The organism is Streptosporangium sp. NPDC004379 (assembly GCF_042873875.1).
Taxonomy (GTDB): Bacteria; Actinomycetota; Actinomycetes; order Streptosporangiales; family Streptosporangiaceae; genus Streptosporangium.
Window position 1 is genome coordinate 102,695 of record NZ_JBIAMC010000017.1, and the last position, 12,551, is coordinate 115,245.

General features: G+C 72.1%; 12 protein-coding genes. 6 read left to right on the forward strand and 6 right to left on the reverse strand.

The window, feature by feature from the left end:
* Positions 1-80 precede the first annotated feature (80 nt).
* Positions 81-854, forward strand: coding sequence for a 6-phosphogluconolactonase (pgl, locus tag ACFYSC_RS29920; RefSeq protein WP_389968320.1), 774 nt, complete (start codon positions 81-83; stop codon positions 852-854).
* Positions 855-899: 45 nt separating this feature from the next.
* Here pgl and add read toward each other — a convergent pair whose 3' ends face one another.
* Positions 900-1,949: an adenosine deaminase gene (gene add / locus ACFYSC_RS29925; RefSeq protein WP_389968322.1), complete on the reverse strand. Its 1,050-nt coding sequence runs from the start codon at positions 1,947-1,949 to the stop codon at positions 900-902.
* 178 nt (positions 1,950-2,127) lie between these two features.
* On the opposite strand from add, the gene ACFYSC_RS29930 reads away from it, so the two are divergent.
* Positions 2,128-2,814 (forward strand): alpha/beta fold hydrolase, encoded by a 687-nt coding sequence (locus tag ACFYSC_RS29930; protein WP_389968324.1) that lies wholly within the window; start codon positions 2,128-2,130, stop codon positions 2,812-2,814.
* Between the two features lie 24 nt (positions 2,815-2,838).
* Here the strand turns inward: ACFYSC_RS29930 and ACFYSC_RS29935 are convergent, their stop codons facing one another.
* Positions 2,839-3,951, reverse strand: a complete 1,113-nt coding sequence (locus ACFYSC_RS29935) for a GNAT family N-acetyltransferase (protein WP_362946000.1) — start codon at positions 3,949-3,951, stop codon at positions 2,839-2,841.
* Positions 3,952-4,116: 165 nt separating this feature from the next.
* Between ACFYSC_RS29935 and ACFYSC_RS29940 the strand changes: the two genes are divergently transcribed.
* Together ACFYSC_RS29940 and ACFYSC_RS29945 are read left to right on the forward strand one after the other, a co-directional pair.
* Complete coding sequence (locus ACFYSC_RS29940; protein WP_389968326.1) at positions 4,117-5,517, forward strand: NAD(P)/FAD-dependent oxidoreductase; 1,401 nt, start codon at positions 4,117-4,119, stop codon at positions 5,515-5,517.
* A gap of 150 nt (positions 5,518-5,667) precedes the next feature.
* Positions 5,668-7,293, forward strand: coding sequence for an amidohydrolase (locus ACFYSC_RS29945; protein ID WP_389968328.1), 1,626 nt, complete (start codon positions 5,668-5,670; stop codon positions 7,291-7,293).
* A gap of 153 nt (positions 7,294-7,446) precedes the next feature.
* On the opposite strand, the gene ACFYSC_RS29950 is transcribed toward ACFYSC_RS29945, so the two are convergent.
* Together ACFYSC_RS29950 and ACFYSC_RS29955 are read right to left on the reverse strand one after the other, a co-directional pair.
* Positions 7,447-8,766, reverse strand: a complete 1,320-nt coding sequence (locus ACFYSC_RS29950; protein ID WP_389968330.1) for a hypothetical protein — start codon at positions 8,764-8,766, stop codon at positions 7,447-7,449.
* The gene (locus tag ACFYSC_RS29955; RefSeq protein ID WP_389968332.1) at positions 8,763-9,275 is read right to left on the reverse strand and encodes a SigE family RNA polymerase sigma factor; all 513 of its coding nucleotides are present in this window, start codon (positions 9,273-9,275) and stop codon (positions 8,763-8,765) included. Before ACFYSC_RS29955 ends, ACFYSC_RS29950 begins: the two co-directional genes overlap by 4 nt.
* Positions 9,276-9,576: 301 nt before the next feature.
* On the opposite strand from ACFYSC_RS29955, the gene ACFYSC_RS29960 reads away from it, so the two are divergent.
* Together ACFYSC_RS29960 and ACFYSC_RS29965 are read left to right on the forward strand one after the other, a co-directional pair.
* A complete protein-coding gene (locus ACFYSC_RS29960) occupies positions 9,577-10,158 on the forward strand; it encodes a TetR/AcrR family transcriptional regulator (protein WP_389968334.1) in 582 nt (193 codons plus the stop codon).
* A 5-nt stretch (positions 10,159-10,163) separates the two neighbouring features.
* Positions 10,164-11,054 (forward strand): alpha/beta hydrolase, encoded by an 891-nt coding sequence (locus ACFYSC_RS29965; RefSeq protein ID WP_389968427.1) that lies wholly within the window; start codon positions 10,164-10,166, stop codon positions 11,052-11,054.
* Positions 11,055-11,179: 125 nt separating this feature from the next.
* Here ACFYSC_RS29965 and ACFYSC_RS29970 read toward each other — a convergent pair whose 3' ends face one another.
* Entirely contained in the window at positions 11,180-11,656 is a 477-nt protein-coding gene (locus ACFYSC_RS29970) for a nitroreductase/quinone reductase family protein (protein ID WP_389968336.1), read from the reverse strand.
* Complete coding sequence (locus tag ACFYSC_RS29975) at positions 11,653-12,432, reverse strand: glucose 1-dehydrogenase (protein WP_389968338.1); 780 nt, start codon at positions 12,430-12,432, stop codon at positions 11,653-11,655. The genes ACFYSC_RS29970 and ACFYSC_RS29975 overlap by 4 nt, the downstream gene beginning before the upstream one ends.
* Between the last annotated feature and the right edge of the window lie 119 nt (positions 12,433-12,551).

Below are 12,551 nucleotides of genomic sequence, written 5' to 3' on the forward strand. Positions count from 1 at the left end.
CGCCGGTCCTCCGATGGGAGCCTGCTGTCGCACGTCCCCCTTCGCCCGCCGTACCGACTTCCCGTTGAATGAGAGGTTCCGTGAGCGTTCCCACCGTGATCGTCCATCGTGACGCCGACATGCTCGCCAAGGCCGTCGCCGCGAGGGTGATCACCCGCACCGTCGACGCCCAGTCCGCCAAGGGGTCGGCGTCCCTGGTGCTGACCGGCGGCACCGTCGGCACCGCGACGCTGGCCGAGATCGCCGCCAGCCCGGCCCGCGACGCCGTCGACTGGCGCAACCTGGACGTTTGGTGGGGCGACGAGCGCTTCCTGCCCGACGGCGACCCCGAGCGCAACGAGACCGGCGCCCGGCGGGCCCTGCTCGACCACGTCGACCTCGATGCGGCCCGCGTCCACCCGATGCGCGGCCCCGACTCGGGGATGACCGCCGAGGAGTCGGCCGAGGCCTACGTGGAGGAGTTGCGCCGCGCCGCCCGGCCGGAGGACCACGGGCCGGCGCCGTCGTTCGACGTCATGATGCTGGGCATGGGCCCCGACGGGCACGTGGCCTCGCTGTTCCCCGGGATGCCGGCGCTGTACGACGAGCGGCCCGTGGTGGCGGTGCACGGCTCCCCCAAGCCGCCTCCCGTCCGCGTCTCGCTGACCCTGCCGGTCATCCGGAACTCCCGCGAGGTGTGGGTGATCGTCGCGGGTGAGGACAAGGCGGGCGCCGTACGGCTGGCGCTGTCGGAGTCGGGGCCGATGCAGGTCCCGGCGGCCGGGGCCCGGGGCCGGCAGCGGACGCTGTTCCTGCTGGACCGCGCCGCCGCCTCCAAGATCCCCTCCTCCCTGAGCCGCATCTCCTCCCCCTGACCCGCCTCCCCGGCCGGACGCGCGAGCCGTCCGGCCGGGCGGCGGTCAGCGTGCCGGTTCCGGCGTTCCCGAGCCGGTCTGAGCGGCGACGACGGCGTCGATCTCGGCGAGGAGGGCCTGCTTGCCGGCCGGGTCGAGGTAGGAGGCGACGACGGCGTTGCGGGCCAGACCGGCGAGCGCCTCCCGGTCGGGGCCGAGGATCCCGGCGGCGGCGCGGTACTCGCCGCGGAGGGTGGTGGCGAACATGGGCGGGTCGTCGCTGTTGACGGTCACGAACAGGCCCTCCTGAAGCATGCGGGGCAGGGGGTGCTCGGCGAGGTCGGCGATCTGGCCGGTGCGGAGGTTGGAGGTGGGGCAGACCTCCAGCGGGATGCGGGTCTCACGCAGGTAGGCGACCAGGCGGGGGTCTCCCATGCAGCCGATGCCGTGGCCGATCCGCTCGGCGCGCAGCCCCTCGACGGCCTCCCAGACGCTCTCGGGACCGGTCATCTCCCCCGCGTGCGGGACGCTGTGCAGCCCGGCGGCGACGGCGGCGCGGAAGGCGTCGCGGAACGCCTCTCGGTACCTGGGGCGCACGTGTTCGCTTCCGCCGAGGCCGAAACCTACCAGCGCCTGGGGAGGTTCACTCAGCGCGTGGTCGAGTGTGACGCGGGCGCTCTCGGCCCCGCACTCGCCGGGGATGTCGAAGACGTAGGCGACGCGGACGCCGTGGTCGCCGAGGGCGGCGCGGGCGGCCAGGTCCAGCGCCTCGGTGACCTCCCGCATCGGCATGCCCACGACGTGGTGGGAGTAGGGGGTGACGGTCAGCTCGACGTAGCGGGCGTTCTGCGCGGCGAGGTCCCGGGCGAGACCGGTCACCAGGGAGGCCACGTCCTCGGGCTCGCGCACCAGGGCGTTGACCGCCTGGTACACCTCGGCGAAGTGCCCGAAGTCCCGGAACCGGTAGAAGTCCCGCAACTCCTCCTCGGTGGTGGGAACCCGGCTGTCCGGATGGCGGCGCGACAGCTCCAGGACGGTGGGCACCGACGCGGAGCCGACGAGGTGGACATGCAGTTCGGCCTTGGGCAGCGCGTCGATGAAGGCGTCGATCGTCATGGCGCAGACCTTACGGACCTCTTCTCTCTCAGCGGTAGCGATTACCGACGAATCTGACACTAAAAAGTCATGTTCATTTCTGTCGGTGGCACAGGCTTGACTGGGCGGACACGGACTCCGGGTCTCCGGCGCCTCGCGGGCGCGCCCCGGGGACGACCGGCTCAGAAAGGTGAACCGCATGGCGACGTACGTGTTGATCCCCGGCGCCGGCTGCGACGCGTGGCTCTGGCACCGGGTGACGCCGCTGCTGCGGGCTCGCGGCCACGACACGGTGGCGGTCGAGCTGCCCTGCGAGGACGACTCGGCCGGGCTGGCCGAGTACGCCGACGCGGTCGTGACGGCCGTCGGCGACCGCGCCGACCTGGTGCTGGTGGCCCACTCCATGGGGGGCTTCACCGCGCCGCTGGTGTGCGAGCGGCTGCCGGTCGGCCTGATGGTGCTGCTGACCGCGATGGTCCCCTCGCCCGGCGAGTCACCGGGTGACTGGTGGGCCGCCACCGGTCACGCCCAGGCCGTGCGCGAGGTGAACGAGCGCCACGGCCGACCGGCCGACGCCCCTTTCGACCTGGACTTCACCTTCCTGAACGGCGTCCCGCCGGAGATCGCGACCCAGGTGGAGGAGCACTCGCTGAGCCAGTCCGGCACGCCGTTCCTGAAGCCGTGGCCGCTGCCGGCGTGGCCGGACGTGCCTACCCGGTTCCTCGTCTGCCGCGACGACCGCTTCTTCCCCGCCGGTTTCCAGCGGCGCGTCGTCCGCGAGCGGCTCGGCATCGTCCCCGACGAGACGGCCGGCGGCCACCTCGCGCCGCTGAGCCACCCGGAGGAGCTCGTCGAGCGCCTGGAGGCGTTCCGGACCGCGCTGTAGGACCGCGCTGTGAGACCGCGCGGGTCAGGCCGCGGACGCCGCCCGGGACTCCGCGGGCGGCCCGGACCTCACGGGCGTCCCGGACTCCGGGGACGCCATGGAGGCGCCCCGTCTGGGCGTCGCCGTGACGCCGACCGCGAGCCTGGCCTCCACCACGCCCGGGTCGTCGGTGAGGGTCAGGGTCGCGCCCAGCGAGGACATGAGCCTGCGCATACGCGTGTTGCCGGCCAGCATGCTCGCCCGGACCTCGGCGAGCCCGAGGTCGCGGGCCTCGGCGAGGAGGATCCCGGCCAGCGCCGAGCCCAGCCCCCGGCCCTGCCAGCGGTCCTCGACGAGCAGGGCCAGCTCGGCGATGCCCGGGTCGGGGGTGAACATCAGGCTGGCCAGTGCGATCGCCTGGCCGTCGTGCCCGGCGACCATCGAGTGGCCGTGCGCGCGGTCGCAGAGCCGGTCGAAGACGCGGTCCGGCAGCGTGGACACGGGGGTGAAGTAGCGGAACCGGCGCGACTCCGGCGAGCAGCGGTCGTGCAGGTCGCGGACGGCCTCGCGGTAGAGCCGGGTGACCGGGCGCACCTGCGTCTCGGTGCCGTCGGTCAGCCTGGCGGTCCGCGTCGCCCCGGGCGGGCGGTGGCAGGCCGGCTGGGCGAGCCGTACGAAGGAGGCCGCGCGGGCGGCCTCGGTCAGCGTGAAGGGCAGCCCGGCGCGGCGCAGCCGTACGGCGCGGCGCGGTGCGACCGGCACGGTGAGCTGTGTGGGGTCGGGCAGCTCGCTCATGTCGGCGCCGTAGACCCAGCGGGAGTCGTCGGCGCGCAGCAGCTCGCCCAGCAACGCGGGCAGCCGCCAGGGCTCGGCGCGCAGCCGGGAGGCGAGCAGGAGCGCGCGGGTGGGCTCGTCGGTCAGCTCGTGGGCGGTGGCGGGGACGACCTGCACCCGACGTCCGCCGGCGGCCTCCAGCGCCCGGCGCACGGTCTCCGGGCCGGCGGGGATGTCGGCCACGAACTCGTCCACGGTGCCGTCCGCGTCGGACTGGACGCTCAGGCCCAGGATGTTGCCGCCCCGTTCGGCGAGCGCGGTGGCCAGCGAGGCGAGCCGCCCCGGCCGCTCATCGACGGTAGTACGAATCCTCAGAAACCCCATCAAAGCTCCCTCCATCGCCATCAGCTTGGCGGAGCCCTGTTACGGCCCCGCTACACCGGGGTGAGCCCGCCGTTACGTCTCAAGGGAGTTGTGGATGATGCGGTTGTACAACGGTTTCCGTGGGGTGATGCACGCCTCATGACGGATATAGCAGGATATGTGGCCATGAGCACGCGAGTTCCCCTGTCTGGGGACTTTGTCAACGGGGATGTCTCCTTCTGGTACCGCTCCCTCGGCATCCCCGTGGCAGGAGAACCCCTCGACGGCGACCGTGAGGCCGACGTCGTGATCATCGGAGCCGGTTACACCGGCCTGTGGACCGCCTACTACCTCAAGCGGGCCAGACCCGATCTGCGGGTCACCGTGCTGGAGAAGGAGTTCGCCGGATACGGCGCCTCCGGCCGCAACGGCGGCTGGCTGGTCGGCGAGCTGGCCGGCACCCCCGAGCGCTACGCCCGGACGCACGGCGTGGACGCGGCCAAGCGGCTCCAGCGGGAGATGTTCTCCTCCATCGACGAGGTCATCGCCGTCGCGGACAAGGAGGGCATCGACGCCGACATCGTCAAGGGCGGCGTCACCACGGTCGCCACCAACGCCGCCCAGGACCGGCGGCTGCGCGCCCTGCTCGACCACGAGCGCCACTGGGGCTGGACCGAGGAGGACGTCCGGCTGCTGGACCCGGCCGAGCGGGAGAGCCGCCTGCGGGTGGACGGCGCGGTCAGCGCGATCTGGAGCCCGCACTGCGCCCGGATCCAGCCCGCCAAGCTGGCCCGCGGCCTGGCCCGGGTCGTGCGCGACCTCGGGGTGGAGGTCTTCGAGCGCACCCCGGTCACCGAGATCGTCCCGCACGAGGCCCGCACGCCGTACGGCACGGTCCGCGCCGGCCATGTCATCCGCGCCACCGAGGGCTTCACCGCGGAGCTGCGGCAGTACCACCGGGCCTGGCTGCCGATGAACAGCTCGATGATCGTCACCGAGCCGCTGGGCGACCTGTGGGACGCGATCGGCTGGGAGGGCCGCGAGCTGCTCGGCGACATGGCCCACTACTACATGTACGCCCAGCGCACCGCCGACGGCCGCATCGCGTTCGGCGGGCGCGGCAAGCCGTACCTGTACGGCTCGCGGGTGGACGACCGGGGCCGCACCCACGCCTGGACGATCGAGGCGCTGTGGGAGCTGCTGACCGGCATGTTCCCCGCCGTGCGGGAGTCGAGGGTGGCGCACGCCTGGTCCGGCGTGCTGGGCGTGCCCCGCGACTGGTGCGCCACCGTGCACGTCGACCACGGGACCGGGATCGGCTGGGCGGGCGGCTACACCGGCCACGGGGTCACCGCGACCAACCTCGCCGGCCGTACCCTGCGCGACCTGATCCTGCGCGAGGACACCGGCCTCGTGGCGCTGCCGTGGGTGGACCGGAAGGTCCGCGGCTGGGAGGTGGAGCCGCTGCGCTGGATCGGCGTGCACGCGATGTACGACCTGTACCGCCGCGCCGACGCCAGGGAGAAGGCCGGCCTCGGCCGCACCTCGGCGCTGGCCCGCGTCGCCGACGCCATCACCGGCCGCTAGGTTCGGTTCCATCGCCGTCCGAGGTTCCGTCGCCGCCCGAGGTTCCATCGCCGTCCGAGGTTCCGTCGCCGTCCGAGGTTCCGTCGCCGCCCGAAGGAGAAGCATGCCCCACCTGCCCGGTCCCGCCGCCCGCACCCCGGCGGCGACCGAGTGAACGAGATCCTCTTCCGCGGCGGGCGCGTCTTCCTGCCCGGCGGAGCCTTCGCCGAGGCCGTGCTGGTCCGCGGCGACCGCGTCGCCGCCGTGGGCTCCGAGGCCGACGTCGCACGCCGGGCCGGCCCCGGCTGCGAGACCGTCGGCCTGGACGGCGGCCTGCTCATCCCCGGCTTCACCGACGCGCACATCCACCCGGTGCAGGCCGGCCTGGAGCGGGCCAAGTGCGACCTGGCGGAGGTCTACGGCCTGCCGGAGTATCTGGAGAAGATCGCCGCCTACGCCGCCGCGCACCCGGACCGGGAGTGGATCGAGGGCGGCGGCTGGGACATGTCGGCCTTTCCCGGCGGCCTGCCGCACCGCTCCCAGCTCGACTTCCTCGGCCGCCCGGCGTACCTGGTCCAGCGTGACCACCACGCCGCCTGGGTGAACGGCCGCGCCCTGGAGCTGGCCGGGATCACCCGTGACACCCCCGACCCCGCCGACGGCCGGATCGAGCGCGACGCCGGCGGAGAGCCCACCGGGGTGCTGCACGAGGGCGCGATGGAGCTCGTCGGCCCGCTCGCCCCGCGGCCCACCACCGCCGACCAGGTCGCGGCGCTGCTGGACGCCCAGCGCCACCTGTTCTCCCTGGGCGTCACCGCCTGGCAGGACGCCATCGTCGGCCCCTTCGCCGGCTCCCACGACCAGCTCCCCGCCTACCTGGAGGCCGCCTCCGCAGGAAGGCTCACCGCCCGGGTGGTGGGCGCGCTGTGGTGGGACCGGACGCGCGGCGCCGAGCAGATCCCCGAGCTGCTGGAACGCCGGAAGGCCGCCGAGGGCCTGGAGCGGTTCCGCGCCACCTCGGTGAAGATCATGCAGGACGGCATCGCGGAGAACTTCACCGCCGCGGTGATCGAGCCCTACTGCCGCTGCGGCGGCGCGGGCGGCGGCACGGGCCTGTCGTACGTCGACCCCGAGCTGCTGAAGGGCCACGTCGCCGAGCTGGACCGGCACGGCTTCCAGGTGCACTTCCACGCGATCGGCGAGCGGGCCGTGCGCGAGGTGCTCGACAGCCTCGCCGGGACCGACCCGGCGAACCGCCACCACGTCGCGCACCTGCAGATCATCGAGCCGTCGGACGTCCCGCGCTTCGCGGAGCTGGGCGTGACGGCCAACCTGCAGCCGCTGTGGGCCACCCACCACGCCCAGATGGACGAGCTGACGATCCCGTTCCTCGGCGAGGAGCGCTCGTCGTGGCAGTACCCGTTCGCCGACCTGCTGCGGGCCGGCGCCCGGTTCTGCGCGGGCAGCGACTGGCCGGTCTCCAGCGCCGACCCGATCCAGGGCATGCACGTGGCGGTCAACCGCACCGAGCCGCCGAGCTCGGTGCACGCGGACTACCCGACGGCGCAGACCCCGTTCCTGCCAGGTCAGTCCCTGGACCTCGTGACCGCGCTGACCGCCTACACCGAGGGCTCGGCGTGGATCAACGGCGACGACGACGCGGGGGTCATCGCACCGGGCAACCGCGCCGACCTCGTCGTGCTGGACCGCGACCCGTTCACCGAGCCCGCCGCCGACATCTGGCGGACGAGGGTCGCGGCGACCTTCGTCCGCGGCGAGCAGGTGTACGGCCGCTGACGTCGGGCCGCCCGCGCCGCGCCGTACGGCCCCCTCGGGCCGGACGGCGCGGCACACGCCGCACCGTGGCTTCGTCGTGACCGCGTCCCTCGCACGCCGCCACGGCGTTCGCCTGCTTCGTCCGCGGCGAGCGGGCGTCCCCGGCGCGACGGGTCACTCGATGGCGGCGAGGTTCACCACCACCCGCCTGCCGTTGAGGACATAGTCGAGCAGCCCCGGCGCGGTGTGGTCCAGGTAGGTGTCCTCCAGGTGGGAACTGCGCCCCCGGTCCATTCGCCTGTCGCGGAAGCCCAGGTCGGCGACGCGGCCGGTGGCCAGATCGTAGAGCACGATACGGCTCTGCTGATCGCCGGTGCCGGCGCCGAGGGTGCCGTACTGCGGGAACGTGAGGAACCGGCCGAGTGCCGGAAAGCCCCTCGGCCCTCCCGGGATCACGCGCTCGCCGGAGCCGTCGCGGCGGCGGGCGACCACCTCCGCGCCCCCGCCCGCGGCAGGCCGGGTCAGCGCGCACCAGGTGACCCCGCAGCCGCTGATCCGCTCCTTTCCGGTCTTGACGACACCCTGCTTCTCACCGTTTACGAGGTTGACGATGCGGTCGAAATCGGATTGTGGGTCGCGGCCGCTCCCTGACCCGGCCCAGGGCCACCGGAGAAGGTGATATCCCTGGGAGCGAGGGACCATCGTCGTCTTCCCGCCGGAGAGTGAGACCCGGTAGACGCCGCCTTTCACCACGCGCGACCACACCACGTGCCCGTCGGCGATCTCCATCATGTCGAGGTCGCCGTATTTCATGGTCTGCGGGAACGAGGCGATCCGGCGCGGCGTCCCGCCCGTGACCGGAGCGGTCCAGACGTCCACGAACGAGCGGAGGTCCTTCCAGCGGACGGTCGCCCACGCCAGCCGGCCCTCACCCGACACCGCGGAACGGATGTGGGTCGTGCCGGCGGGCGGAGCGAGGTCGACCAGCCGCCTGGCGCTACCGGAGCCGAGGTCGTAGGCCCAGAACTCGTCGGGCCGGTTCCCAACGTCCTTCCTCCCGGTCCGGACCAGCAGCGTGCGTTCGTCGAGGAACAGCTCCGGAAGCATTTTCCTGCCGTCGGGCAGCTTCGTGGGCATGGTGTGGACCGCGTCCGGCCAGACCTTGGCAGGCGGCGGCGCGACCTCGTCGGTGGTCCCCGGCTCAGGAGGCACCGAGGCGGCGGAACGGGGTGCGGGCGTCCTCTTCTGAACGGGAGCCTCCGAGGACGCCTGCCCGGACGATCCGGAGCCGGAGGACAACCCCTCGACCGCGAGCGTGGAACCCACCGCCAGCACGGCGACCGCCGCGGCGGCGGCCAGGACGGGGCCGGGACGGCGGCGCCGTACGTCATGGGGCCGTACGTCACGGGTCCGCAGGAACCGCTCCGGTGACGGCGGCGGCTCCTCTTGAGCCATCTCGGCGAAGGTCTCGCGCAACAGGTCTTCGACGTTCATCGGAACTCCCTCACCGTGTCCAGTTCCGGGGCGACCTTCCTCAGACGTTCCAGCGATCGGTGGATCTGACTGCGGACCGACCCCACCCGGATGCCGAGCGTCCGCGCGATGTCGGTCTCGGACAGGTCCTCGAAGTAGCGCAGCACCAGCATGGTCCGTTGCCGGGGCGTCAGGCGGGCCAGAGCGGCCCGCATCGTCAGCCGGAGGTCCACCGACTCGGCGTGGCCCTCCCCCACCTGCTCGGGCAGCCATCCGACGGCCGTCTCCGTCCCCCGGGAACGGCGACGCCACCGGCTGACCTGCTCGTGGTACATGGCCCGGCGGACGTATCCCTCGATCGCCGCCGGGTCGCGCAGAGCGCTCCACCTGGCCGCCGTCTTCGCCAGTGCCGACTGCACCAGGTCCTCGGCGACATGCCGGTCACCGGTCAGCAGATACGCGGTGCGGAACAGCGCCGCCGACCGGTTGACGACGAACTCCCGGAAGTCCGCCTCGAATCCTGGATCCACCCGTCCTCCTCGTCATGTCAAAGAGCAAGGACGCGGACGAGCCGAGGATCTATGCCGGTCGTCCCGGATCGGCCGGTTTCCACTGTGGCACCGTAGGAGGGTGGGGCGATCGGGAGACGTCCAGCCCGCACGGCTCAGCCGGGTCGACCTGCGATGAGGTGATGCCGGGAACCCCTTCCCGGGTCACGGAAGAGGTTCGGCGTCCTACCTGCCGACTCGACAGCCGGGCGGCGAAGTGGTCGGTTGAGGACAGGGTCACCAAGGATTGCATTTAATGCAATTATTGCATATTGTGCAAATCATGGATGCAGCGGAGGAGCGTCGCGGACGCAACAGGGCGCGGAAACGGCGGCTCATCGGGGACACGGCGGTGGGCCTGGCCCTGGAGGTGGGACTGGAGAACCTGACCGTCGAGAGGATCGCCGAGGCGGCCGACATCTCCACCCGGACCTTCTTCAACTACTTCTCCTCCAAGGAGGAGGCTCTCACCGTCGGGCCCTCACGGTCGGCGGAGGAGCTGGCGGCGCTGGTGGCCGCACGTCCCGCGGACGAACCGGCGGTCCGGACGATGCGGGTCATGGCCAAGGAGATCGCCGACTCCTTCGTGCCCAGCCGACAGCAGATCGCGCTCTGGCGCCGCAACCCCGAACTGCTCGCCCGGGCACGCAGGCCCGCCGACCAGGAGCGGATCTTCGCGACCCTCATGCGGGCCGTGGCCGCTCGGACGAAGCGTCCGCCCGGCGAGGTCTACCCCGGCGTGCTGGTCGTCACGACGTTCTCCATCATCGAGTGGGCCGTACGGGCCTCCTGGCAGGACGACGCCGGCAGGTCGCCGGACGATCTGATCGACGAGGCGTTCGACCTGATCGAGTGCGGCCTGTGACGAGCATGCAGGCGCGGCTGACCACCGTCGCGGTCAGGCTGATGGGCGTCAAACGGCGCATGTACGGCAGCGCGGAGAAGGTGCACAGGAGCATCGCCGCGGATCGCAGGAGAGGCCCCGCCGTACCCGGATACAAGGATCGGCTCTCCGTCGAGGAGCGGCGCATGGCCGCTCACCGCGTCTACACGGTGAGCCCGAAGACCGGCCGCACCGGCCGTCACCTGCTGTATCTGCACGGCGGCGGCTGGTCCCTGTCGATCACCTCGCTGCACTGGGACCTCATCGGCACGCTGGCCGAGCGGCTGGGCTGCTCGATCACCGTCCCCATGTACCCCCTCGCCCCCGAGCACAGCGCCCGCGACGTGTGGGCCATGCTCCTGCCTCTCTACCGGGATCTCGCCGGGGAGTCCTCCCCGGAGCGCCTGACCGTGGTGGGCGACTCGGCGGGGGGCAACCTGGCCCTGTCTCTGGTCATGCAGGCCAGACAGGCCGGCCTGCCGCAGCCGGCGCGTCTGGTGCTGGTGTCGCCGTGCGTCGACGTCTCCTGCAGCGATCCGGCGATGGCGAAGCTGGAGCGGGACGACCCGATCCTCGCCCCCGAGGGCGTGCGCGAGGCCGGTCGTCTGTACGCGGGAGGTCTGGACCCGCGTGATCCGGTGGTCAGCCCCCTGTACGGCTCGCTCCGCGGCCTGGCTCCCATCGCCGTCTTCACCGGAACCCTCGACATCCTCAACGTCGACGCCCACCGGCTCAGGGACAGGGCACGACAGGAGGGCGTGTCCCTGGAGTGGTTCGAATACCCCGGCATGATGCACGTCTGGCCCCTGTACTCCCTGCCCGAGTCCAGACGGGCCGTCGACGAGATCGTCGCGATGATCGAAGGGCCCCGGACCTGAGTTCCTCCACCCGTTCCAGCCGGGCGCGCGGGTGGGCCGGCGCGAGCCAGGGCGGCGAAGCCGTACGGTGAGCCGGCCTTGCCGTGACTGCCGACGATCCGGGGCATCTGTCGGGGGATCCGCGATCACTGCCGATGGCGGAAGCCGATGCGCATCAGCCGGCGGTCAGCCCGGTCCTCGAGTCGAGTCGGCCGGACGGTGCCGGGGTCGTGGGGCTGGTTGAGATCCGCGACGATCTCCGCCGGCACGGCCTGACGTTCAGCTGGGTCGGTGACAGGCATGGCCCGTGCAGGCAGATCTGCGCGGATCCCGTTCTTGAGGTGGAAGGTGAAGCCGGGATCGGCGAGAAGGTTCGCATGCCAGTCGGTCTCGGCACCGCCGGCGCCGCTGCACAGGCAGGTGGTGCCCGCAGCACGGTAGAAGAAGATCTCGATGTGGCGTGGCCGGCCGGTGCGGCGCCCCAGCGTCGTGATGTCGATGATCCGTTCGCTGGTGCCTGCCGCAGGTGTGATCTCGATGGCTCGCCGGACGTGATCGGGCAGGTGCGACAAAGACGCGTCATGTGCGGAGTCGTTCCATCCGGTCGTGTCTGGACTGCTCATGCGGTCTCGGTCTGAAGGGCGGGCCCGAGGAGGAGTCCACCGTCGATGACGTACTCCGACCCCGTGATGAACGACGCGTCCGATGACGTGAGGAACAGGAGAAGCCGGGTGACGTCGGCCGGCTCTCCGAGTCGGGGGATGGCGAACGGCTCGGGTGAGTAGAAGTCGGCGATTGCCGCGGTGGCGCCGGCCGCTGGTTCTTGGATGAAGGGAGTCGCGATCACGCCGGGGTGGATGGTGTTCACGCGGATGCGGTCCCGGCCGAGCTCGAGCGCCGCCGTTCGGGTAAGTCCTCGCACGGCCCACTTGCTGGCGACGTACGGCGCGTAGTGCGCCGTGCCGCCCAGGCCCATCGTCGAGGCGATGTTGACGATGGCTCCCCCTGTCGCGCGGCGCAGAGCGGGGGCGGCGACCTTGATGCCGAGGAAGGTCCCTGTGAGGTTGATGTCGAGGATGCGCGACCACGTGGCCTGGTCCGTGTTCTCAATCGGCACCGGCGGGTTCTGGACGCCCGCGTTGTTGACGAGCACGTTCAGGGCGCCGAAGGCGCTCTCGGCGGCCAGCACGGCAGCGGACCACGAACTCTCGTCGGTGACGTCGAGGCGGGTGAAGTGAGCGCGGGTCCCGAGCTCGCCGGCGAGAGCGGCGCCGCGTTCGGTGTCGATGTCGCCGATCACCACGTTCGCTCCCTCCGCGTGAAAGGCGCGTACGTGGCTCGATCCCTGGCCACCGGTCCCACCGGTCACGAGCACGGTCTGGTTGCCGAAGCGGTTCATCCGATGTTCCTTCGGTACGTGGGTGACCGACCGGGATCATCTGCGATGAACGGCCGGCCGATGGTGAGCCGGGCGACTCGCCACTGCCTTGACAGTAGGTCGGCGGCAGTGGCGAGTCA